The 24197-nt window shown below is 40.4% G+C and carries 20 protein-coding genes and 1 tRNA gene; 10 read left to right on the forward strand and 11 right to left on the reverse strand.

The features are described 5' to 3' along the window. Positions 1-294: 294 nt before the first annotated feature. Entirely contained in the window at positions 295-2634 is a 2340-nt protein-coding gene (locus FD725_RS18430) for a WD40 repeat domain-containing protein (protein WP_179049487.1), read from the forward strand. Positions 2635-2668: 34 nt separating this feature from the next. Here the strand turns inward: FD725_RS18430 and FD725_RS18435 are convergent, their stop codons facing one another. From FD725_RS18435 to fba, 3 genes are all read right to left on the reverse strand, one after another. Continuing rightward, positions 2669-2932, reverse strand: coding sequence for a type II toxin-antitoxin system RelE/ParE family toxin (locus FD725_RS18435; RefSeq protein WP_179049488.1), 264 nt, complete (start codon positions 2930-2932; stop codon positions 2669-2671). Continuing rightward, positions 2929-3129: a hypothetical protein gene (locus FD725_RS18440; protein WP_179049489.1), complete on the reverse strand. Its 201-nt coding sequence runs from the start codon at positions 3127-3129 to the stop codon at positions 2929-2931. Before FD725_RS18440 ends, FD725_RS18435 begins: the two co-directional genes overlap by 4 nt. A 266-nt stretch (positions 3130-3395) precedes the next feature. Next, positions 3396-4475: a class II fructose-bisphosphate aldolase gene (gene fba / locus FD725_RS18445; protein WP_179049490.1), complete on the reverse strand. Its 1080-nt coding sequence runs from the start codon at positions 4473-4475 to the stop codon at positions 3396-3398. 173 nt (positions 4476-4648) lie between these two features. Here fba and FD725_RS18450 point away from each other — a divergent pair, with 173 nt between their 5' ends. The 3 genes from FD725_RS18450 to FD725_RS18460 are packed head-to-tail and all read left to right on the forward strand — an operon-like array spanning position 4649 to position 5320. Then, positions 4649-4855, forward strand: coding sequence for a hypothetical protein (locus tag FD725_RS18450; protein ID WP_179049491.1), 207 nt, complete (start codon positions 4649-4651; stop codon positions 4853-4855). Then, positions 4848-5084, forward strand: a complete 237-nt coding sequence (locus FD725_RS18455; RefSeq protein WP_179049492.1) for a type II toxin-antitoxin system HicA family toxin — start codon at positions 4848-4850, stop codon at positions 5082-5084. The genes FD725_RS18450 and FD725_RS18455 overlap by 8 nt, the downstream gene beginning before the upstream one ends. Continuing rightward, positions 5084-5320, forward strand: coding sequence for a type II toxin-antitoxin system HicB family antitoxin (locus FD725_RS18460; RefSeq protein ID WP_179049493.1), 237 nt, complete (start codon positions 5084-5086; stop codon positions 5318-5320). Before FD725_RS18455 ends, FD725_RS18460 begins: the two co-directional genes overlap by 1 nt. A 25-nt stretch (positions 5321-5345) precedes the next feature. Here FD725_RS18460 and FD725_RS18465 read toward each other — a convergent pair whose 3' ends face one another. The 4 genes from FD725_RS18465 to pdhA all read right to left on the reverse strand — a co-directional run bounded on the left by FD725_RS18465 (position 5346) and on the right by pdhA (position 8320). Then, complete coding sequence (locus tag FD725_RS18465; protein WP_179051583.1) at positions 5346-6041, reverse strand: Uma2 family endonuclease; 696 nt, start codon at positions 6039-6041, stop codon at positions 5346-5348. A gap of 154 nt (positions 6042-6195) precedes the next feature. Next, positions 6196-6267: transfer RNA gene (locus FD725_RS18470), tRNA-Lys, on the reverse strand. A gap of 62 nt (positions 6268-6329) precedes the next feature. Next, positions 6330-7199, reverse strand: coding sequence for an aldose epimerase (locus tag FD725_RS18475; protein ID WP_179049494.1), 870 nt, complete (start codon positions 7197-7199; stop codon positions 6330-6332). An 86-nt stretch (positions 7200-7285) separates the two neighbouring features. Continuing rightward, positions 7286-8320, reverse strand: a complete 1035-nt coding sequence (gene pdhA, locus FD725_RS18480; protein ID WP_179049495.1) for a pyruvate dehydrogenase (acetyl-transferring) E1 component subunit alpha — start codon at positions 8318-8320, stop codon at positions 7286-7288. 939 nt (positions 8321-9259) lie between these two features. Between pdhA and FD725_RS18485 the strand changes: the two genes are divergently transcribed. The 3 genes from FD725_RS18485 to FD725_RS18495 all read left to right on the forward strand — a co-directional run bounded on the left by FD725_RS18485 (position 9260) and on the right by FD725_RS18495 (position 14277). Beyond that, entirely contained in the window at positions 9260-11545 is a 2286-nt protein-coding gene (locus FD725_RS18485) for an IMS domain-containing protein (RefSeq protein ID WP_179049496.1), read from the forward strand. A gap of 97 nt (positions 11546-11642) precedes the next feature. Continuing rightward, a complete protein-coding gene (locus tag FD725_RS18490; RefSeq protein WP_179049497.1) occupies positions 11643-12632 on the forward strand; it encodes an AEC family transporter in 990 nt (329 codons plus the stop codon). A gap of 394 nt (positions 12633-13026) precedes the next feature. Beyond that, positions 13027-14277 (forward strand): DUF4912 domain-containing protein, encoded by a 1251-nt coding sequence (locus FD725_RS18495; protein ID WP_179049498.1) that lies wholly within the window; start codon positions 13027-13029, stop codon positions 14275-14277. A gap of 103 nt (positions 14278-14380) precedes the next feature. Here FD725_RS18495 and FD725_RS18500 read toward each other — a convergent pair whose 3' ends face one another. The 3 genes from FD725_RS18500 to FD725_RS18510 form a co-directional block, all read right to left on the reverse strand. Next, on the reverse strand, positions 14381-14527 hold the full coding sequence (locus FD725_RS18500; protein ID WP_179049499.1) for a hypothetical protein: 147 nt from the start codon (positions 14525-14527) through the stop codon (positions 14381-14383). A gap of 196 nt (positions 14528-14723) precedes the next feature. Next, a complete protein-coding gene (locus tag FD725_RS18505) occupies positions 14724-15455 on the reverse strand; it encodes a hypothetical protein (RefSeq protein WP_179049500.1) in 732 nt (243 codons plus the stop codon). Positions 15456-15505: 50 nt separating this feature from the next. Then, the gene (locus tag FD725_RS18510; protein ID WP_179049501.1) at positions 15506-17197 is read right to left on the reverse strand and encodes an NAD-binding protein; all 1692 of its coding nucleotides are present in this window, start codon (positions 17195-17197) and stop codon (positions 15506-15508) included. Between the two features lie 475 nt (positions 17198-17672). Here FD725_RS18510 and FD725_RS18515 point away from each other — a divergent pair, with 475 nt between their 5' ends. The 3 genes from FD725_RS18515 to FD725_RS18525 are packed head-to-tail and all read left to right on the forward strand — an operon-like array spanning position 17673 to position 21056. Next, a complete protein-coding gene (locus FD725_RS18515) occupies positions 17673-18368 on the forward strand; it encodes a response regulator (protein WP_179049502.1) in 696 nt (231 codons plus the stop codon). Positions 18369-18394: 26 nt separating this feature from the next. Further along, positions 18395-20299 carry a CHASE2 domain-containing protein gene (locus FD725_RS18520; RefSeq protein WP_306296874.1) on the forward strand — a complete coding sequence of 635 codons (1905 nt, stop codon included), beginning with the start codon at positions 18395-18397 and terminating at the stop codon, positions 20297-20299. A 25-nt stretch (positions 20300-20324) separates the two neighbouring features. Next, positions 20325-21056 carry a DUF928 domain-containing protein gene (locus FD725_RS18525; RefSeq protein WP_179049503.1) on the forward strand — a complete coding sequence of 244 codons (732 nt, stop codon included), beginning with the start codon at positions 20325-20327 and terminating at the stop codon, positions 21054-21056. Positions 21057-21101: 45 nt separating this feature from the next. On the opposite strand, the gene FD725_RS18530 is transcribed toward FD725_RS18525, so the two are convergent. Continuing rightward, positions 21102-23756 (reverse strand): CHAT domain-containing protein, encoded by a 2655-nt coding sequence (locus tag FD725_RS18530; protein ID WP_179049504.1) that lies wholly within the window; start codon positions 23754-23756, stop codon positions 21102-21104. Positions 23757-24197 lie beyond the last annotated feature (441 nt).

Consider the following 24197-nt stretch of genomic DNA (forward strand, 5'->3'; position numbering starts at 1 on the left):
GTTGCTCTAGGAATAACATAGGCAATTGAGCAAAACAGTTATTTTGAGTACTACCAAATTAACTCAACTCATAATTAGTAAAATTGAGAGTAGGCTATTTAAGTATTGGTGACAAGGTTAATGGTATTAATTATGTCTGCTCAACTTATTTGAGCAGTCAAGCAAGGCTGACAATCCTATCATGTAGTACGATAGATGATATCTAGCTATTGTTGTATGCAACAGCAAGATTAGTTAGAACTTAAGGTATACAAGCTAAATCAATGTGATTGATTGACTCAACAGGAATCCTTTATGGAACAAGGGTTAAAGCTATTAATTCAATTAGTAATCGAGTTTGCTCCTGTATTTGTAACTATCATCAACAATAGACGTGGAGAAAGTATAGGAACAACTCAATATCAACTGCCAAGTATAATTCAAGAATTTATCCAAACTGTAAATACTGTCAATCAAAATTATCATTCCCACGACAATATTGAAAAAGAAAAACTTTTGCAACAGCAATCAGCCCTCAAGCAGCGAGAGACGCAACTCCAGATAGCAAATCAACAGAGAGAGACAGCGCTAAAGTTACCAGAAGTTAATAAAATTCTTGATAGCTGGCCCTTGAGATTATATCCGTCACAAATTCTAGATGCTCATTATAGTTATGGATGTAAACCATTAAAGGTTTTTCTCGCACCACCAAAAATTAAGTTTGACAAATTTGGTAAAAAAACAGCAGGTGATGCAGAAATTGAGCTAATGCTAGCTGAAGGTTTACGAGAGTTTATCAATCAAAATTACTCGCTGCATAATCACACCAGACCAGTAGAATTTTTAGCAGGAGCTTGGGATAGTAAAAGATTTCATAGTGAATCCAGTATCAAAGCTTTGTTTGGCATATTAAAAACAGAGCCAATTTTAATTTTAGAATCAGAACATGATGGAGATTATTTAAATTTCCGCATTGCCTATTGGGGTTTGGGGCAAGGAAACTATTACTATAAAACTATTGCTCGTTTACCTTATCAAGAAATTGTCCAAAATTCGGCAAGAAATCGGGCTTTAGAGTGGAAAAAAATTAGAGATGAATTACTGGAAATAGGTACAGACATCGAAGAAATTAATCAGTTTGGTCAAGATAATGTGTTTAACTTAGCCCTTTTGGAGAAATCCGAAAAATGGCAAGCACAAGGTATTGATATTAGTAAGTTGTCTTTACAATATCGAGTCAATCATCAGGATATTGAAAAACTTAGCCAAGTATTAATCACTTGTCATTCTCTCGTAACTGCTTGGGTAGCCGATGTTTATCATCTAGTGCATCATGATGCAGCGCCTCTGTTGCCAGAGTTATTACCAATTTTGCTGCAAGATACCATTGATTTGCAATCAGTGCAAGCGATCGCCACAGGCTACAAACAAGTCTACCAAGCCTTAGAAAAAGAACGGCTGTACTGGATACCAGAACTGGCTTTGCAACTAGCCGAGAGTCTATCTCATCTCCCAGATTCATCATCTGCCCAAGAACAGATCGATTACTCCGTTAGCACATGGGTGGAACTGCGTCAAGTCTCAGTGGAAGGATTTTCCCACCCTCTAGAAGCGATGCTCTCGGCAGTGAAAATTGAAGATGAAGAATATATCCAAAAACTCAAGTCATATTTTACCGCCATTGGCGATCGCACCAGTCTGCAATCTGTGGAAAAATTATTAGAGGCGATCGCTCATCTCAAATACAAACGGAGTCTAGAATACCCCAACCTCAGCAAAACCATCACCGGGCATACAAACACAGTTACATCCATAGCAATTAGTCCCGATGGGACAGTTTTAGTCAGTGGTTGTGCTGATCAAACAGTCAATGTTTGGAACTTGCAAACAAGCCAAATCATCCGTACCTTCACAGGTAATTTAGGCGAAGTTTCCTCCGTCGCCATCAGCCCCGATGGCAATTTTCTCGCCGTGGGTAGTAGTCAGCACCCTAGAAGTAACGTTAAAGTCTGGAACTTAAAAACAGGTAAACTACTTCACACCCTCTTAGGACATCAAAAACCCGTCAACGTCGTAGAGATCAGCCCAGACGGACAAATTTTAGCCAGTGGCAGTAATAAAATTAAAATCTGGAACCTGCAAAAAGGCGATCGCATTTGCACCCTTTGGCACTCATCCGCAGTTCAGGCGATCGCCATTAGCCCCGATGGGACAATTCTGGCCAGTGGTAGTTCCGACAACAAAATTCGCCTGTGGAACCCCCGCACCGGCGATCCTGTACGCACCCTCAATAGTCATGATGGTGAAGTCAAAGCGATCGCCATGAGTCCTGATGGACAACTCTTATTTAGCGGTAGTGCAGATAAAACTATCAAAATTTGGCATCTGATCACAGGTCAAATTCTCCATACCCTAACCGGACACTCAGACGATATTAAATCCCTAGTTACCAGTCCTAATGGACAACTTTTGTTTAGCGGTAGCGCTGACACCACCATCAAAATTTGGCGCATTACCACAGGTAAGTTACTCCACACCCTCACCGGACACTCAGGTGCAATCAATTCCCTGGCGCTGAGTGCAGATGCTCATTTCCTCGCCAGTGCTAGTACCGATACCACCATCAAAATTTGGGAGCTAGACAAAATACAATAAAAAGGGGTCAGAATACAGGAGTCATTAATTAGCTTTATTTGCGGCGATAAACATCTCTACGATGACTAACTTTAATGATTTTAACTATTAATAAATCATCTTTAATCTCGTATAAGATACGATACTTACCTACACCAATACGATAGGTATCTTCTTCACCCTCTAACTTAACCACGCCATTGAAGCGAGGATTGTTTGATAACTCTTGAATTTTTTCTTCAATTTTAAGTTTAATATCTCCAGATAGCTTTTTTAATTCTTTAGCTGCCCTAGTTGTAATTTCTATTTGATAAATCATGCACTCTCTTGTTTATATTGTTCCCAAGAGATAGTAGTATCATTTTTTGCAGCATCAATATCCTGAATATCTTCTTCATCTTCACTTTTACGAATTTTTAGTAACTCTAAAACATCTTCTAAAGTGTCGTCATAAGCTTGTTCTAATTCTTCATAAATAGCTTTGAGTAACGCCTGTCTAGTTTTTGTAGGTTGCATGATATACCTCATTACTTTTTTTGTGGCTAATATTTACACCATGATTATAGTAAATATTAAGGTAGGGGAGGCAAAAAGCGGCGTGGATGTTCCTCCCGCTTTATTGCCGTTGTGTTACGGCTGTGCAAGGATTTGGGAGTTTTGGAAAATATTTTAGTATAAATTACAATAAAAAACCGAGATACTTAAAAGTATCCCGGTTGATTTAAATGAATATCAAAAATTTTGCAGGAGCAAAGTATTGTTCCTATTATCTTTGACTAAAATTAAACTTTAGCAGCAGCTTTGGTAACAGCGTTGAGTTCGCCTTTAGCGTATTTAGCAGCAAAATCTTCCAAAGTAACTTGCTTAATTTTGCTAGCGTTACCAGCAGTACCGAATTGTGCATAGCGTTCAGCACAAACCTTCTGCATATATTTAATAGAAGGCTTGAGGAAGTGACGAGGATCAAATTCCTTGGGATTTTTGGCTAAAGCTTCGCGCACAGCTGCGGTGATGGCTAAACGGTTGTCGGTGTCGATGTTAACTTTACGTACACCACTCTTGATACCTTTTTGAATTTCTTCTACAGGTACACCGTAGGTTTCAGGAATTGCACCACCGAACTCGTTAATCAAAGCGATTAAATCTTCGGGTACGGAAGAAGAACCGTGCATTACCAAGTGAGTGTTAGGTAGACGACGGTGAATTTCTTCAATGCGGCTAATCGCTAAAATTTCCCCAGTTGGTTTGCGGGTAAACTTGTAAGCACCGTGGCTTGTACCAATAGCTACAGCCAAAGCATCTACTTGGGTTGCTTCGACAAAGCTAACAGCTTCATCGGGGTCAGTTAATAGTTGAGAATGGTCAAGAGTACCTTCAAAACCATGTCCATCTTCAGCTTCACCCGCACCAGTTTCCAGAGAACCCAAGCAACCGAGTTCGCCTTCTACACTTACGCCCAAAGCATGAGCTACATTTACAACTTCACGGGTAACGTTAACGTTGTACTCGAAGCTAGCAGGGGTTTTCGCGTCAGCTTCCAAAGAACCATCCATCATGACGCTGGTGAAGTTGTTCTTGATAGCTGAGTAGCAGGTAGAAGGAGCATTGCCATGATCTTGGTGCATGACAATGGGAATGTGAGGATAGGTTTCTACCGCAGCCAAAATCAGGTGGCGCAGGAAGTTTTCACCTGCATAGTTACGAGCGCCACGGGAAGCTTGCAAAATGACGGGGCTATCTGTCTCTTCAGCCGCCTTCATGATTGCCTGAATTTGCTCCAGGTTGTTAACGTTAAAAGCTGGGATGCCGTAACCGTTTTCAGCCGCATGATCCAACAGCAGCCGCATTGGTACAAGCGCCATAGATGTTCCTCCTAATTTGGTTGTCAGCTAGTCGGTGTGAGAGCAGCGTAATTTTTTACTTAAATGTAAGTGTTACGCTAAATCTTAAGACTTTTTTCAACATATAGGAAATTATAACTAGTGACGGGTGTTTATGTTGAAAAACTTTACGCTACTACTAATCAAGATGCCTTATGCTAAAACTACACTACTGTCAAGTATGCTACGGCACAGATAAAGACTTTGGTAGTGTGTTATCCCATATCTACTTGGAAGAAGGCAGTAGGGGAAAAGTTATTTTCGTGTTTGATTGTTGTGATTTACTCCACAGATTATTTTTAGTCTACCAATGCCTACAGCAGGCGGTAGTGCGGTCTGATGATCATAAATGTTATGAATAAAAGAGAGAAGCTCTGGCAAAAAGCTAAAAACAGCCCAGAAAATTTGACTTTTGATGAATTTGAAACTCTCTTAAACCAGAGTGGGTGGGAATTTAGCCGTCAAAAAGGAAGTCATCGCTTATGGTATTCACCACAGGGTCAACCTTTACCGATTCAGCCCCGTAAAGATGGGAAAGCAAAGCTGTATCAAATTCAGCAGTTTTTTGAGTATCAAGAGGTAGAAGAGTAATGACTTTAAATAACTATGACTTTAATGGTTTTACTATTAGTATATATTTTGATGAACAAGGAGATTGGTTAGCATATTTTCAAGAAATGTCTAATATTTCAGCTTTTGGCGATACTCCTCAACAAGCCTTAGAGGAACTGAACTTAGCTTGGGAATTGCTTAAGGAAGATTATCAAGCAAAGGGTAAAGAAATCCCTATTGCACCCGCTAGGAAAAAATTCTCTTCTTCATTATAAAGCGAGCGATCGCCTAATCTTAATTTTAATCACCTACAAGGGCTAACTTCTCTACAAAAGCTCTATGTTCGTTAGACTGCAACCCAGTTTGTAACACCATCAACACCTGCTGCATATTTCCTGCTAACAAATCATTGACCGCCAACCACAAACCAGGAAAAACCCGACTGCGCACAATTCCATCACTATCAGCCGCTAACTCTAAATACTCACCCTGCTCTAAATAAAACCAAGTTACTTTTTGCTCAAGCACTTGCCAGACAATATATTCTTTCACACCATTGCGCCGATAAGCTTGCTTCTTACCATGCAGGTCAATAGCGACACTGCTAGCAGCAATCTCCACAACTAACTCCGGCGCACCTTCAATATAATCATCTTCACTCAGCCTTGCTTGACCACCTGCTTCTGGTGTAATGATCAGCACCGCATCTGGTTGCGGTTCGTTATCCAAGTCTAAGCGTACAGTCGGTTCAATTCCCAAAGCTACACCAGGAGTTGCTGCTTCATAAATCCCAAGCCATGCTACCATCCAACCATGCGGTTGACTATGTGTTCTAAAACGCACAGCCGCAGGCATAATATAGACAATTCCTTCGATCAATTCGGCTTTTCTCAGTTCGGGCATGGCATTGTAACGACGCTCAAATTCGTAGCGGTTGAGTTTGTCGCCATTTTCCAACAGGGGAATTGTCCGGTATTTTAAAGGTGTTTTTACCATGATGATGGTATCTGGGTTGAGCATATCCCTATCCTACCGAATTGGGGCAGCTTGTCGTGTGTTATGCGCTAGTGTAGGCGTTTGACGAATATCACCAAAAATACTGTGTAAGCGTGACCTTCACCACACCTTTACACAGTATTTTCCTTTTATATGGGTCGCCCGGGATTCGAACCCGGAACTAATCGGTTAAAAGCCGAGTACTCTACCGTTGAGTTAGCGACCCTTGCGGCTTGTTTCGCAACTTTGCCATCATAGCATAAACATCCATAGATTTGTAAAGGGCTTTTAGAAAAAATTTGCCCTTAATCTGACAGATGCAGTATAGCTATCTCCTGGCTCTAACAGAGTCAACCTTTCACCCGTGTTCAGAGAGTTGCGGAGAGCGCTCCAAGGTTCTAAACAATAGAAATCCTTACCCTTGAGTGTCCAAAACACCAGCACAGAGAAAACATTATCTGAGTCTAAGGTCAGTTTCAACTTTCGGCTATGGTCTGTCACACTAGCAGATTGACTAGTAATTTGCCCAAAAGCAAAATCAATTTCATCCCGGTTGAAGTCAAATTTGCCATTAAACGGATGAATTTCTTTGGTTTGTTGATCCAGATACTCCTGAGAAGGAATCTCCAACTCTAGCTGATTTTTATCGCCAACTTGAAAATAGGGATGAAAGCCAAAAGAAAAAGGCATCTGTGTAGATGACAAATTTTCATACTGCTGGCGAATTTCTAAAGTGTCTCCCTGTAGTTCGTAAGTAAAAACCACTTGGAAATCAAAAGGATAAACTGCCTTTGTCTGCTCGTTGCTCTTGAGAACTAGGGTGAGTGCAGCTTTGTCTTTAGTTACTTGGTCAAGAACTTCCCAAGGTAATTCACGGGCAAAGCCATGCTGTTTAAGAGTATACTGCTGACCGTTAAGAGTGTAAGAGTTATCCGGTAAGTTGCCACAAATCGGGAACAAAATCGGTACACCACCTCTGACACTCAATTCTGGATGGGTAAAGCGTTCAGTATCCAGATAAAGAATTTCTTCCCCCTTAACTCGCCAACGGGTGATAATACCACCCCGTTCTGGTACAACTTCCACCTGAGAACCGACAGTTTCGTCAGTCAGGATATAAGTTTTGTACTGTTGCTGTTGAATGGCAATACTAAACACAAGTTTCATCCTCAGTGAGAGAGTGCTGAGTGCTGAGTGCTGAGTAATTTTGACTCGGAACTCAGCACTTGCAACTCAGTACTTTATTATTCGTCTTCCGCAAATACAAAGCGATATAACTCACTAGGATCAGGCTCAGGGCTGCTCTCAGCGAATTTTACTGCCTCGTCGATGATATCTTGAATCTTGCGTTCAATGGCTTTGAGTTCTGCCTCATCTGCCAAGTTCTGCTCTATTAGATAAGCAGCTAGTTTTTTGATGGGGTCACGAGAAAACCAGAATTCCTTCTCATCTTTGCTCCGCATCTCGTCAGGGTCTGCTAAAGAGTGACCGCGAAAACGATATGTCAAGGCTTCTATTAAGGTTGGCCCCTCACCTGCACGAGCGCGAGCGACGGCTTCTTGAGCAACTGCACGCACTGCTAACACATCCATTCCATCGACTTCCACACCAGCCATGTTAAACACGCTGGCTTTTTTGTAAATTTCTGGTTGGGAAGTTGCTCTTTCGTGAGACATCCCAATTGCCCATTTATTATTTTCAACTACGAAAAGTATTGGCAGTTTCCACAAAGCTGCCATATTCAGAGTTTCAAAAAACTGCCCGTTGTTAGCAGCACCATCACCAAAGAAACACGCTGTCACTTGATCGGCTTTGGGATCTCCCAAAACTTCGCGGCGATATTTACTTTGAAAAGCTGCACCAGCTGCGACAGGAATACCTTCTGCAACAAAAGCATAACCGCCTAACAACCCATGTTCGGCGGAAAACATATGCATCGAACCACCACGCCCTTTGCTGCAACCTGTGGCTTTGCCGAATAATTCTGCCATCACTTCCCTAGCCGGGACTCCAGCACTCAAAGCATGAACGTGGTCGCGGTAGGTACTGCTAACAAAATCTTCTCCTGGGCGCATTGCTTGAATTACACCAGTAGAAACTGCTTCTTGACCGTTGTACAAGTGGACAAAACCAAACATTTTGCCTCTGTAATACATTTCAGCGCACTTATCTTCAAAAAAGCGCCCTAAAATCATATCCTCGTACAGAACCAGCCCTTCTTCTTTGGTGATTTGGGCATTAGCAGTATCAAATTTAGGTAGTGTGCGTTCTTGAACCATTATTTTTTAGTATTCCTATCCTAAAATCGAAATTTACCATTTTCCATAGGTTGTTCCCTCAGCAATTTTGCCTCTTTTCGGTGTAAGTTTGCTAGAGTCAACAACCAATTTTTTTGAACTAAAAACATTGCCTGGTAATTTTCAGGAGAAAAGCCACAAAATTAGCAATTTTTTAGCCATTTACCTGATTTTATTGAACAGAATTCAGGAGTCAGGAGCCAGAATTCAGTATAAATTCTGTGCGACTGGGTAATTAATATTGATTTAAAACCGTACTACGTCCTGCTAGGCTCTAAGCGTTCGCGTAGCGTCTCGTAGAGAAGCTATGCCGCAGGCTTTACGCTCCTTGTGGGCGGCTTATTTCCCCCTTCCCTGTTACCTGTTACCTGTCCCCTATCCCCTGTCCCCTATTCCACTTCATAAGCTATCACTCAGGATAGCTTGGTTTCTGCATATCTATGAACAATTTCCCAAAAATACAGGCAAAAAATTCTAGGTATATAGTTGTCATAATAATATATTTATGATATAATCTTGTTCTTTATATTACTGGCATCTACCCTTAGCATTGGTGCATCTTTAACTGCAAAACCAGAGAAATACTCTGAGAAAAATTAATTATATCTACTGGCAAACGCAGCATTTTTGTCCCTGAGAATGGTGACAGTGTTGATTTTACAGTGTCCAAAATTGATAACAGTTATTGCCAGCAGAAATACTAAGAATTAAGACAAAGTATCAACCTTTCCTTGGCGAAGGGAAAATATGGGGACTAAAATGTGACACACAATTTTAGGAAGTAACAAAAATAATTGTTGCAATATACACTTATAGTGTAAGTCCAGCACGGTATTATTCACCGTATGATTATGGCACGGTTTTACAAGCCTGGAATGGTCTAGGTGAATTATGTTGATCACGGTGCAGGGGAAGTAGGCTGTGCGAATTCCGCTAGATTACTACCGAATTTTAGGGCTACCGTTAGCGGCAAGTGAGGAACAATTGCGACAAGCTTATAGCGATCGCATTGTCCAATTACCGCGACGGGAGTATTCTCAAGCAGCAATTGCTTCCCGTAAACAACTCATAGAAGAAGCTTACGTGGTTTTATCAGATCCCAAGGAACGGAGCAGTTACGACCAGCTATATCTGGCTCATGCTTATGATCCAGAAAATCCTACCACTACCAAAGTAGCAGTAGAAAATCGGGCGGATGGCCATAACGGTCGGGTCGAAACACAAAATCTCAGTATCGATATTTCCTCAGAGGAATTGATCGGTGCTTTGTTAATTCTGCAAGAATTAGGAGAATACGAACTAGTACTCAAACTGGGTCGTACTTACTTGGGTAATCACAACGGTACAGCAGTTAGCAGGGCTGGCAAATATCTAGAGTCTGAAGAATTTCTGGAAGGTTCTGATCGTCCAGATATTGTCTTGACTATGGCACTGGCTTGTCTAGAACTAGGCCGGGAACAATGGCAACAAGGACACTACGAAAATGCTGCCGTGTCTCTGGAAACTGGTCAAGAAATGCTAGCCAATGAAGGGATATTCCCCAGTGTACAAGCGGAAATGCAAGCCGATCTTTACAAATTACGCCCCTACCGGATCTTAGAATTACTGGCGCTACCCCAAGAAAAAACTATAGAACGTCGTCAAGGTCTAGATTTACTCCACAGTATCCTGGACGATCGCGGTGGTATTGATGGTACAGGTAATGATGCGTCAGGCTTAAATATTGATGACTTTTTGCGATTTATCCAGCAACTACGTCACCACTTAACTGTTGCTGAACAACACAAGTTATTTGACGCTGAAAGTAAACGTCCCTCGGCTGTGGCTATTTACCTAGCCGTGTACGCCTCCATCGCTAGGGGATTTACTCAACGCCAACCTGCTTTAATCCGTCATGCCAAGCAAATGCTGATGCGGTTGTCTAAGCGTCAAGATGTGCATCTAGAACAGTCTCTGTGTGCATTGCTACTAGGACAAACCGAAGAAGCTACCCGCGTTTTAGAACTGAGTCAGGAATACGAAGCTTTGGCTTTAATTCGAGAAAAATCACAGGATTCTCCTGATTTATTGCCGGGTTTGTGCCTATATGCCGAACAATGGTTACAAAATGAAGTCTTTCCCCATTTTCGAGATTTATCTCAACAATCAGCGTCACTGAAAGATTACTTTGCTAACCAACAAGTACAAGCGTATTTAGAAGCTCTACCCACAGATGCAGAAACTACTAATGAATGGTCAGTAATTAATCGTCAGTCTTTTGCTCAACCCAACGCTAATTCACCCAAGTCAAGACCAGCACCAACACGACAAGAGCCGCAACGTAGTTATGCTACAGGGGGAAATCGTCATTCGCCTCAAAATAGAACCCCTGATCCCGCTTTGCCAGACACACAAAACTACCCAAGATCACCATCCTCTGATTTTTATCCAACCAGAGAAAACATCTACAGTACGGTCAGCACTCCAGCAGAAATCCCAAAAGAAAGTGCAACTAGACCCCCACAACCGAGAGTTAATGGTGCAAATCCCACCACACCACCGCGCCAACCCGCCAAGCGCCGGCGACGCAAACCCACAAGCCATCCGCAACAACGGCAGAATTTTGCCGGCAATTTAGACCGGAAGACAAGACTAGTCTGGATAGTGTTCGGTTCATTAGCTGGAATATTAGTTTTCTGGCTCCTAGTTTCCACCACCTTTGGCTGGTTAAAGAATGTATTTTTTCCTACACCATCTTTACAAAGTCCACCATTATCGATTCAACTCAATGAACCGCCAATCAGTATTCCTGACAAGAACAGTCCACCAGAATTATTAGATGGCCCCCTGACAGAAGAGACAGCCCAGGAGATAGTTGAGTCCTGGTTAGCAACTAAAGCTGCCGCTTTGGGGCCTGACCATGAAATTGATAGTTTGAATGAAATTTTAACTGGTTCTGCGCTTTCTCAGTGGCGCTTGATTGCCCAGCAAGATGTGGCAGATAGCCGCTATCGGAAATATAGCCACAGTCTGAAAGTGGAATATGTCAATAAATCTGAGACAGATCCCAATCGGGCGATCGTTGGTGCTACGGTGAGGGAAATAACGCAGTTTTATGAAAATGGTCAAAAAGATAAGTCTTCTGATGAAAGTTTACGTGTCCGCTATGAATTAGTTCGTCAAGAGAATACGTGGCGCATTCAGCGAATGTCAGCTGCCATAAATTAAATAAATATTAAATTTTATTTGTAAATAAACTAAACTCAAGTTGTCTATCTTTATTAGTGCTGAGTAGTGAGTGCTGTTAAATCCCTATGATGATTAGATGACGGAAACTTTAGTTCAGGCTTATGCACCCCTGATTCTGTGGACGGGGTTGGGGTTATTACTGTTTAGATTTTTTCCTCAGTGGTTGCCCAATCTTTTGGGTCGTGGTCTTTACTGGGTGGGAGTACCTTTAGAGTTAATTGCCCTGGCTCGTAGAGGTAATCAAAATCAACTTAGTGGTACAGCAGATTTACCTATATTAGCAGTATTAATTACTTTTGGGGAATTGCTGCTGGGTTTAATTGTGGCGTTGTTGGTGTGGTGGGGGTGGCAAAAAATCTCACCACATTTATTTAAATCAGATTTGGGTGAAGAGGTAGCTAGTCCTTGGCTGGATGCTTCTGCTAAGGGGAGTTTTTTGCTGGCTGCTGTTTTGGGCAATACTGGTTTTGTGGGTTTAGCGATCGCCCCCGCACTGATTCATGTTGATACTCTCGATTGGGTGGTTCTCTTCAGTATTACTCACAATGTCATCGGCCCCTACGGTGTAGGTGTCTTAATTGCTAGTTACTATAACCATGATCAATCTACTAATCGTTGGTGGACGCAACTCTGGGATCTGTTGACTGTACCGCCTCTGTGGGCTTTTTTGATTGGAACTCTCACCCAGGGGATCAAACTACCAACAATTCTAGAATCAGGACTCCAAGGTTCTGTAGATGTGGTGATTGCTGGGGCTTTTTTGTTGACTGGTATTCGCTTGGCGCAGTTGGAAAGATGGAAGAATTTACAACTGGGGTTGATCCCTTCGATGCTGAGGGTGGTGATTACACCCTTACTTGTTGGTTTACTGACAACTGTGTTGCTGGGTTTATCAGGCGATCGCCGTTTGGCTATGGTGTTAATGTCAGGGATGCCCTCAGCTTTTGCTGGCCTGATTTTGGCAGAGGAGTACAACCTCAACCGTGATTTGATTGCTAGCAGTATTATGCTCTCAACTCTCTTGTTACTCTTGATCCTGCCCTTGTGGATTCAGGTTTTTGGTTGAGTTTTCTAAATTGTTATGTTTCCCTGACATGACTCTCGTTGATCCCAGGCTAAATATCAAGATTTCATAACATAATGATCCCCTCAAAGCTAATAAGTTCGTGGAATAGGTAAAAAAGCCTGTTGACACCCCTTGATCCTGACCAAGGGTTAGTGGTTAATATTCATTTAACAAACTTAATAAATTGACTCCTCTGAATACCCAAATGCTGATTTTGGCATAAACAAAGTTTTGAAAGGGAGCATCCCCTCTTTTAATAAAAGACTAAATAAATACACACTGGGCAAAACTAGGAGTCGGGAATAAGAAATTCATTGGGGAAGGGTGGCATTTTATCAAACATTCTCAAACCCGTTGAAATCACTGACCTTTCAAGCTACTGGAGTCCAAACTCATGGCGAAAGAACGCCCACCATTAGAAGAGATGACACTGCGGCAACTACGTAAAGTTGCCAGCGAATTTAGCATCTCTCGTTACAGCCGGATGCGGAAATCACAATTACTCGCATCGATTCAAGAAGTACAACGCAATAAAACTTTGCTCAACCCATCTCGTTCACTGGAGGCGCAAGAAACTGTGGAAGCTGCGAAATTTGAATTAGGACAAGAAGATCGTACCGGTGGCTCTCTAGCTGATGTTGATGAAGGACTAGCAGACTTACCCGGTGGTTATGGTGACAGCCGAATTGTTTTGCTACCACGTGATCCTCAGTGGGCTTACGCTTACTGGGATGTCGCCAACGAACACAAAGAAGACTTGCGCCGCCAAGGGGGACAACAACTAGCCCTGCGGATTTATGATGTTACCGACATCAACTTAGAATACCAAAGCCCCCACAGTATCCAAGAATACCCTGCTGATGAACTAGCGAGAGAATGGTACATACCAGTGCCAGTGAGCGATCGCGATTATGTACTCGATATCGGTTATCGTGCAGTAGATGGTCGTTGGTTAGTTCTAGCGCGTTCTGCCCGTGTTCATATCCCCCCCGTCTATCCTTCCGACTGGATTGAAGATGTCTTCATCACAGTCAACTTTGCAGAAGATTTACGCGGCAAAACCCTGTACGAACTGGTTCCCCCAGCGAAGAAAGCAGCAGCTACCACAGCAATTGGAGCCAACGGCAACCCCATCTACGACCAAATTTTTGGTCTAGCCGAATCCGCCGAAGCACAACGAGTTGCTGGTTCTCTGTTCGGTTCTCAGCAACACGTCGCTGGTTCTGTACGTCCCGAACAAGCAATCAGTTCTTACATTTTCCCCTCTGGCGTAGGTATGTGGGCAGTTCCCACCACCTCTGGCTTAACTATGTCCGGTGTGGGAATGTCTGGTGTGGGCTTCTCTGCTTCCGCCGTCCCAGTACGTCCTCGCAAGTTCTGGTTAATTGCTGACGCAGAATTAATTGTTTACGGTGCAACTGAACCCGATGCTACCGTGACAATTGGTGGTCGTCCGATTAAGCTCAATCCAGATGGTACATTCCGCTTCCAAATGTCCTTCCAAGATGGCTTAATTGACTATCCTATTTTGGCTGTTGCGGCTGATGGTGAGCAAACACGCTCAATCCACATGAAGTTCAACCGTGAAACCCCTTCTCGGAACACCAACACCAAAGACGAAGCTGTTTTAGAATGGCTTTCATAGAATTTTAGACCAAGTCTTTAACTTCTTGACAATTAAAATTTTGAATTATCCCGCTATAGTCATCCTGTAGCGGATTTTTATTTTGCACGACTACTTAAGGAAATTATCCCAAACCGAATAGTTGAGAAATTGTCGGTAATAGTTTGTTAGCTGATTCCAGCAAATTAGCAACGGTAAGCCAGAGAATATCCCTTTTAACATCGTGAGGGCTGTCTTTGCAGTCTTTTGCTTGTGAGTATTCAAGACTCATTCACGAGATGCTGATACTTGCTCACGAGTATCAAAGACTCACTGACCCCGAATTGCTCACGAAATTTATCAAACCGAAGTCCAGAGGCTGTGGGGGGAGCATCCCACTTTTTTTTATGTCATTGCGTAATTAATTTTGTTTAACTACTTAGCACCCAAGCTACATTAATTCAGCACTCACCTCTCTTGCTCGTGAATTACTTAACAATATGTGACTGAATTTGTTTCTCTATTTGTTCGCTAATAATTTCTGTTCCTAGATTAGGTTGTTCCAGATTAACTCTGACAAAATTAGTTTTATCTGCTTGGGTAAATTTGTTGTCATTGTTAGAGTCTTTAATGATTTTGATAAAGATGGAATTCTGACTGGGGACAACAACCCAATTAAGAATCTTAGTATTATTCGGAGTAACTTGCTGGAGATTTTTGCCTGATAAATCAGACATATAACCAATCACAGCATCTTCTGAAGTAAATTTCTGGTCTTTATTGGTATCTTGGTCAACAATTTGATACAACCATACTCTTGTTGGTGTCTTGGCTGCTGTTTTGGGTTCGATTAATTCAAAGGTAGTAATTATCGCTTTTTTATTGAGGAGAAGATGAGTTTCCCCATCTTGTTTACGATAAAAGATGATGTTAGATAGAGGATAATTGCGCTTATCATAATCTCCCTCATAAGATCGGGAAATTTTGCTCAGAGTGTCTTGTTCTTGATCAGATACAGTGGCATTCACTGGAATCATCAAATAGTCTGATTGTTCTTTAATTACTAATTCCCCATAGCTAATTGGTGCTTGTGGTTGTGGTTGTCCAACTGCTTTGGTTGATTCTGTTGTGCGGGTAATGTTGGTGTCACATGATAAGGAAAAGCTAGCGACGAATATAGCTAAGACAAGGTTTTTAAAATGACCATTGATTTTGTTCATAAAATCTCTCTAGCAATTCATAATTAATACTACAAATTACAAATTACGAATTACGAATTACGATCATATGCCCGATCATGTCGCCAGAGTTTATATAGCTGGTTTGCGGGCATCGTCAAATATAAAATATCACCTTCATTGAGGTAAATTCCGAGTAAATCCCAACCGTGGACACGCTGATTATTGGTTTCTACATATAGGGGTACAAAGTCAGCAGCGATCGCAATATCTTTGACTAAGTGATGGCAAAAAGGATGTAATGGTGTGATTAATGTGGCAAAAGCTACCCAGAGGCGATCGCCTATAATCCCATTTCCCAAAATTCGCCCACCTAACGCCGCCGCCGCGTAAGCTGGGGCTGCTAATTCGGCGGAACTGAGTACGGCTTCAAAGTCAAATAGCTGTTGGGCCATGCCGGCAAAATCAGGATCGGCATAGTGGACGATGACGGGAATTTTCGGTGCTAAACCTTTGGCTTTGAGGGCAATCTCTAGGTTAGTGGCATCATTGGTTGTTACAGCTAGTACGGCGGCGGCGGAGTCGAGATTGCTGGTTTTGAGGATGGTACGGAAGCTAGCATCGCCTTGAATTACGGGAATACCCAATCCACGTACAGAGTTGACGTATTTGTTATTGGAATCTGTTTCAATGACTACCACTTCGTAACCACTAGTGTGGAGTTGCTGGACAATTTTGCTACCAATCCCACTTAAGCCACAGACGATGTAGTGATAACGTTGGGGAATCCGGGCAGCATCCCAAAATTGCTTGAAGCGGTTCCCCAAGACAAAATCCGTCAGCATGGCATACCACACACCAATCACCACTGCCCCCACTAGCATCATGACGACGGTGAATAATTTGATACTGTTGGGCGCGTTTTCTGCCACTTTGTCATTTCCGCCTGCCCCAGTAATCATGCCTACAGAGAAATAGAGTGCATCGACTACAGATAAACTCAATTCAGCAGACATATAAGTGATTGTGGCAGTGATAATAATTACTAATAAAATGAGCGCTCCGACAATTACCGATTGCCCATGTTGCTGAAATTGCCGTAGACTAGTGAGGACTTTGAGGAATTTTTTAATTAAGGATCTGCGAGTAGAACGGATACGCGGTTGAATAGCCACAATTAGGCGATCGCCTACTTTTAATTCTTGCTCAGATAGCACTGCCGCGACTAAATTGATCTCACCTTCTACAGGCAAGTAATAAATCGGCATTTGGGTTTGATCTTCCCACAAATCATTGAGCTTGCGACCCCACCAAGGATGGTTTTCATCAATATATTCTTCTTGAATCAGCCAAGTCTGCTCATATAATTTAATCTGCCCAATAGCTTGATTACCTAAAGCCGCAAAAGTCAATAATGGTGCTGCCAATCCGACAACACTCATGCTGAGGTGATCTGGCAGTGTTTGATCTAGGCGATCGCCTAAATTAGTATTATAAAAACGGTTAATAATCCGAATGTGGGGATTTAATATGCGTGCTTGCATCATAATTGACAAATTTACCGCATCATCCGAGCCAGCTATGACTAAAGTATGTGCTTGCTGAATTTCGGCTGCTGTCAATGTAGCCGCCGCGTGTAAATTGCCGACGATTATATCTCCTCCGGTTTCATTAGGGATAGGTTTATGATGAATTCCTACCACAAATGCCCCTTGTTGTCTCAACAAACGGAAGATTTTATATCCAGTACGTCCTAAGCCACAAACAATAATTCGAGGTTTCATGTAATAGCAGCATAATTACAGGCAGGGCTGCATTTCTATTGATTAATCAACATTGTGGCTCACTTCCTATCAATAGAACTGTAACTAGAAGCACGTTGGTAAAAGGTAAGTGCTAATCAGTTTTTTTCTTCTTTGACATCTTAATCTTGTGTTTTAGTATCTTAGTAGTTAAATAAATTACTTTTTCTACCACAAAGACACTAAGACACAGAGAAGTTTATCACTGGAAATCAGGATGTTAATGTCATTTTGAGTGGGTTAACCTTACACCATTTCACGAAAAATATGACGCAGATCCAAATCCGGTAACCTATACCAATTCTCACTTTCTTAATTTTGAATTTTGAATTTTGAATTTTGAATTGGTATTACACCCTAGCAGGGTATGAAGATATCTTTTTTTTACACTTTTCGCTACACTTACGCAGCTAATGTTATTGTAAAAAATATTAAATAATCAATATTATTAACGTAAATGACTCAAGTTTATCCTCATCCCGATTTACCTCAATCAGCGTCGTTAAATATCCTCATCATTGATGACCATCAGTTAATCTTGAATGGAACCTATAGCTTACTTCAGCAAGAATATCCCACCGCAGATATTGTCAAAGTTAAAACGGCGATCGCTGCTTTAAAGGAAATTGCTAGTTGTCGGTTTGACTTGATTGTGATGGATTTATCGATACCTGAACAAGCAGGAGTAATAGCTCAAATTGATACTGGTATTAGTCTATTACAAAAGTTACTTCGGCAATATAGTCAGTCTAATTTTTTAGTTCAAAGTAGTTATGTCAAGGCTTTAATTAGAATTAAACACGAGATCGATGAGCATCAAGGCGGATTTGCGATCGTTGATAAAGAATTATCAGAATCAGAAATTATCACTCGTGTCAAGATTGCTCTCCAAGGGGGAACTCATACCAAAGATATTAAGAGTGGATGGGAATTTAAACCAGAGTGGTTAGATGTTTTAAGACTAGCGTTTGAAGAAGGATTAACAGATAGACTCATTGCCGAACGTATGTATAAGTCTGAGAGAGCAGTCCGGACGTATTGGACAAAAATTCAAGATGTATTGGGTATTTATCCAGAAGATTGTAAAAAAGCCGGTCAGAATATGCGTATCCAGACAGAGATTCGCGCCCGACAAGCAGGATTAATTGATTAATTATTTATCTGAAAAATCATCATATCGTGTTACCTAAAAAAATTACCAGAGAAATTGAGATTTGGCAACGGGCAGCAATGCCAGGATTTTTGATTTTAACTATTGTGATAATTGCGAGATTATCTGGGTGGTTACAAGTTTTTGAGTGGATGATGTTAGACACCTTTTTGCGTTATCGTCCTGACGAAAAACCTGATGATCAAGTGGTAATTATTGGTGTAAATGACCAGGATATTCGGAGTATGGAAAGCTATCCAATCTCTGATAAAAATCTTGCTCAGTTGATTAAGACATTACAAAAATATCAGCCCGTTGCTATTGGTCTGGATATTGTTCGGGATATACCTGTTCCACCTGGTTATCCAGAATTAGTCAATGTTTTTCAGACAAATAAAAATTTAATTGCTATTGAAAAAATCTTACCCCCAGATGAAATTTTTCCGCCTGCTGCACTACCATCTACACAAGTTGGGTTTTCTGACATTATCCCCGATGAAGATGGTAAATATCGGCGTTACCTACTTTGGACTCCATCATCTAAAAATCCGCAAAACTATGATGAAGCTAAGTATTCTCTATCTTTACGTTTAGCGATCGCTTATTTAGCGGCTCAGGGAATAAATATTGAAACTGGTAAAAATGACCAGGAAACTATTAGATTTAATCATGTAGAAATCTCACGATTTACATCAAATTTTGGGGGATATGTAGGAGGTAATGATACTGGCTTAAAAACTTTAGTCAATTTTAGGAGTGGTAAAGAGCCATTTCGAGTTTTATCATTTACTGATATTAAAAATAGTAATTTTAATCCCCAATGGTTACAGGGTAAAATAGTCTTAATTGGTATTACTGCGGCTAGTGTTCCTGATGTGGTGAATTCTGGGGTGATCGCCCAAACAAAGCTACCTGGAGAAATTTCGGGAGTTGAGTTTCATGCTCATGTTTGTTCACAAATAATTCAGGCTGTGATCAGTGGGCGATCGCAACTAAAATCTTGGTCAGAAACTTGTGAATATTTATGGATAATCTTATGGGGATTTGTGCCAATGATCATTGGGCGCATGACACAATCAGCCACCAAAAATCTGTTCTTGATGGCATTAGTAATTTGTGGTTTGTTGAGTATCGCTTATCTATTCATTTTGTTTGGTTGGTGGATTCCCGTAGCCCCAAACTTATTAATTTTAAGTCTGAATGCTATGGGAATAAGTGCATTCGCTTTCTATCAACATGATCAAGCTCAAAAATCTAAAATTAATGAGCGACAATACGCAATTGAACAAGCATTTAACATTATTCATAATGGGCCACTACAAACTCTGGCAAATGTTTTAAGACAGATGCGCACTCAAGGGCTATCCGATGAAGAATTAATCTCTCAATTGGAGAAACTTAATTATGAAATTCGTGCTATTGGGGAATATCTCAAACTTAAAGCACTATCACCAGATGAAAGCCTCCGTTTAGGTAGTCGATTAAAACTGGACTTAAAACGTCCCATTCATGAGCTTTTTTATGAAGTCTATACAAGTACTTTAGAGCGCGATGATCTGGCATATTTCCCAGGTATCAAAGTTAAAGTCCGGGCATTTGAACCAATAGATGATAAATACTTAAATTTAGAAATTAAGCGAGAACTTTGTTTATTTTTAGAAGAAGCTTTATGTAATGTAGGTAAACACGCCGCAGGAGTTAAACGTATTGAAGCCATAGGTTCTCATGAGCGTGGTTATTACCAATTAAGGATTAAAGATAATGGTGCTGGCATACTGTCATTTGTAGAAAATAAGGGAACAAAGCAACTTAAAAATATCACTAGAAAACTAGGAGGTGACTTTAGGCGTGAGAGCATTTCTCCCCAGGGAACGTTGTGTGAAATTACCTGGAAACTGAAAAGCTCAAAACTGCAAATCTTTAGTAAAGAATAACATTCATCATTCCCAATCAAAAACTATGAAAAATCAATTTAAACATCTTTATTATTGGCTATTCTTATTTAGTTTCTTGCTCAAGCTGTTTTTACTAGAAATACCTCTAGCCACTGCTGGTTTTAAACCACGTAACCCAAAACCTGCTAGTGACTACAGCAGAACAGGCGGCCGTCGAGGCTGTCCCAGTGATAAAATTCCCCTGACATTACTAGCACCAAAAACATACATTGGTTATACATCTGCTTCTCATCCTACTCTCATAGCTTTTGTATCTGCTTCCCATAAAATTAGATGGAGAATTTTCGAGTTTAATACTAAAAATATTCCTCAAGAATTAGGTAGTCCAGTAGAACAAAATGTTTCACCGGGAGTATTCCAATTATCATGGACTAAAAACCAACCAGAATTAAAAGCGGGTAAAAAATATCTCTGGCAAGTGGCGATAATTGATTGTGTAAATTCTTCCTCTAGCAAGTTAGTAGAAAGAGCCGAATTTATGGTTATAGAAATGCCATCTGTACTTAAAGATAAACTTTTAACTACAGTCAGTCATCAACAGCAAGCAGATATTTATGCAGAATCAGATTTATGGTATGAAGCTTTAGCAACAGCATTAAAATCTGCTAAATCTGGTCAATTAGGAGATGTAGGCTTAAGTTTAATTCAAGACTTAATGAAATCTGAATTGCCTAAAAAAGAGGAAGAAACACAACAAATCCAGCACTTACAAAAAATTATCAATCTAGGAAATTGAGATTGAGTATGCAAATACTCTGGAAGAAATGTGGCTAGTTTTTTACTATAACCAATTACCAATCATAATAAACGGGGCCCAGTAATATGGATGAGTGTACTGGTCGTTAATTTCATTTTCCTGAGCATTAATTAACTTTACCTGCGCTGCTTGCAAAGCTTGTGCTTTACTCATACCAGATTTACGTAAATTATGATAAAACTCAGCCACGATATCTGCGGTAGAATCATCACCTACAGGCCATAAAGAAGCCATTGCACTCTTAGCACCGGCTTGCAATGCCACACCAGCTAAACCTAGAGTTGCCCGGTCATCTCCAACTGCTGTTTCACAAGCAGTTAAGGCTAAGAGTTCAACTGAATTAGCAGTATTACTAGATTGACGCAGGAGTATTTCGAGTTGATTGATTGTCAGTTTATTGTTGTCGCCTGTAACTAAAAATGTATCTTCTGGAATAATCCCAAACTGGGCATGAGTGGCAATGTGAATGATAGGATATGTAGTGTTTTTGATTTCTTTGGCTAATTTATCAGTAATGAAATCCTGATTTTCTAGTTTTTTATATTCAGGAAATTCTTTTTGAATCGCTTGGATTTCCAAAGGAACGCTAGTTAGTTTAGGAAATATCTGCTCATCAATTTTTGCTTCTTGTGTCACAGCTAAAACTAAGGCTTTGCTTGATTGTAAACTTCGTTGTTTAGCGGTGGTTAGTTGTAAGCTGGGAATTGTAGCGATCGCATATTTTTGAATCAGATATTTTTTGGCTATTTTGTCATATAATGCGGCTAGAGGTAGGTTACGTAAAAAGCCATCGGGAACAAATACTAGAGTTTTAATTTGCTCTGGATTAAAATATTGTTCTAATGGACGAATAATTAAGTCATATAACTTTTCTGCTTGAGTTGTATCGTATATAAATGTTTCTTGTCCAGCAATTATCCCCTGACGAAAATTGCTAATTTCCTCTTTAAATTTTTCTTTGCTCGTCAATAGCCAATGTAAATGTTTTTCTTGATTGGGTAAACTAATCAAGATCCCAGTTTTATCATCTAAGATAATAGAACTAATAACCACAGTCTCCTGATTTAAAGTTTGGTCGGTATTTTGATTATTCACAGAGGCAATAATGCAATCATTACCAAAATAATTTTGAATTTCTGCTACTCGTAATGAGTTAATCGTCTCTAAAGCACTATCTAAAGCAGTACTAGATTTTTGAGAACTTTTAACATTTGCCGTAGCTAACTCTAATTGGATCTGTGCTAGCTGACGATAAATAGGCTCAACAATATCACGAAAATCAAATTGAAAATCTCGATCAGCAATTAAAATATCGCTGCGTAATTGTTCTAATGTATGATAAGCTCTCTGATAAAACAGCAATGCTTGACTAGGTTGATTTTGCTTTGGGTTTTGGAGAATTCTCGCAGCTTGCCATTCCCATAAATATAAACTATCTTTAGCTTGCAATTTTTGATCAGCTACCCATATAGCTTTTTGCGTCAATTCCCAAGCTTGTTGATAAGCTTGATGACATTCATAAAAATGTCCCATAGCACCTAAAGCATAAGATTCGGAACGTGAATCTTGGATTTTTTGGGCGATATTGATAGCCTGATTTAATAGTTCTCGCACTGGGACATCAGGAATTATGCCCTTAGTTGGACATTGAGTTAATGGTGATATTAATTCTGTTCCTGTAGCAAACAAGTTTGCTAAATCAATCGTTGCATATATTTTGTTGATAGCATCTGGTGATTTATTCAGAATTGCTAGCGCCTGCTGGATATTTTCTTGAGCTAAATTGCTATTTTGTGAGCGATAAGCTAACTTAGCTAAATTTAATAAACTGCGCAGTTCACCAGTTTTATCATTTTGCTGACGAGCTGCGGCAATACTCAATTGTAAATATTTTTCCGCTTGACGATAATCATCTAGAGAATTTTCTTGAAATTTACTAGCGTTAACAATACCCTGTTGTTGGGCTGAATTAGCGCGTAAATTCCAAAGTTGAGCGCGACTGGCATAGGCATTACCTAAACTATTGAATATAGCAGCACTATATATTTGATTATTACCATGTTGAGCCGCTAGGAGATAGGCGATCGCTAAACCATAATTCCCCTTCAGACGATATGCTTCCCCCACACTACCTAAAGCCGCAATTTTGCCTTGTTGATCCTTTTGTTCGCTCGCTATTTGAATGGCACTTCCTGTTTGACAATCTAATTTTTCTAGAGGTGTGGTTGTCACTCCACATAACAGATTAATTGCTTTTTTAGTTTGACCAATACCACTATAAATTTGCGCTATTTCTGTCAGCGATCGCCCAACTTTTTGCCCGTTGTTTTGTGAGCGATAATCAGCTATTAGCTGTTCCCAATAACTCAAAGCCGATTCGACATTACCCACCTGTTGATAGGCTCTGGCTAAATTTTCTCTGACAATAGCTATCTGGCGATCGCTCTTATTTTTTTGATATATATTTAAAGCTGATTGCCAAGCTTGAATCGCATCTTGAAAGTCACCTGTTTGATAACTAGCAACACCTCGATTCACCAATTGCACAGCATCAGTAGCTTGAGCATTAACTAAGTTTTCTGAATGCAGATTTCCTAACCAGATAAAGAATGTCAGACTGACGAAAAATATTAATGCGAGCCAAGAAGCTGTAAATGATTTTAAACCCTGATTAAACACAAAATAATTACAAAAATAATTTGATTTGATTATACCTTTGTTGCCACTTCCATAGTGGTTAAATTTAATTAACAATCATCCGTATCATCATAAAAATAAATTAACAATACAGTTTTCTGCACTTTTAATTGCCAGAATCTACATTTTACATAGTGCGGCTCAGTTGTAAACTCTAGTTATGATTGTCGTAGAGTTGTATACCCGGCTAGAAAAATCGCAGTTAGTAGCCCAAATGTGATCCAACTTATTATGTGTCGTTTCCTTTACTGCCAACTCTACGACTTTCTGTTTTTACCTGAAACACTGAATTGGATAGGCTTCTCCTCAAATTTGTATTAAATAGTAAGACTGTTTCAATCTTAAATAAATCACTTTTAACTAAGTTGATTTACAACCATCGAAAGATTTCGATCCTCGACTTATTGAAGAAGCCGGGGATTT

It is taken from the genome of Nostoc sp. TCL26-01 (assembly GCF_013393945.1).
GTDB lineage: Bacteria > Cyanobacteriota > Cyanobacteriia > Cyanobacteriales > Nostocaceae > Trichormus.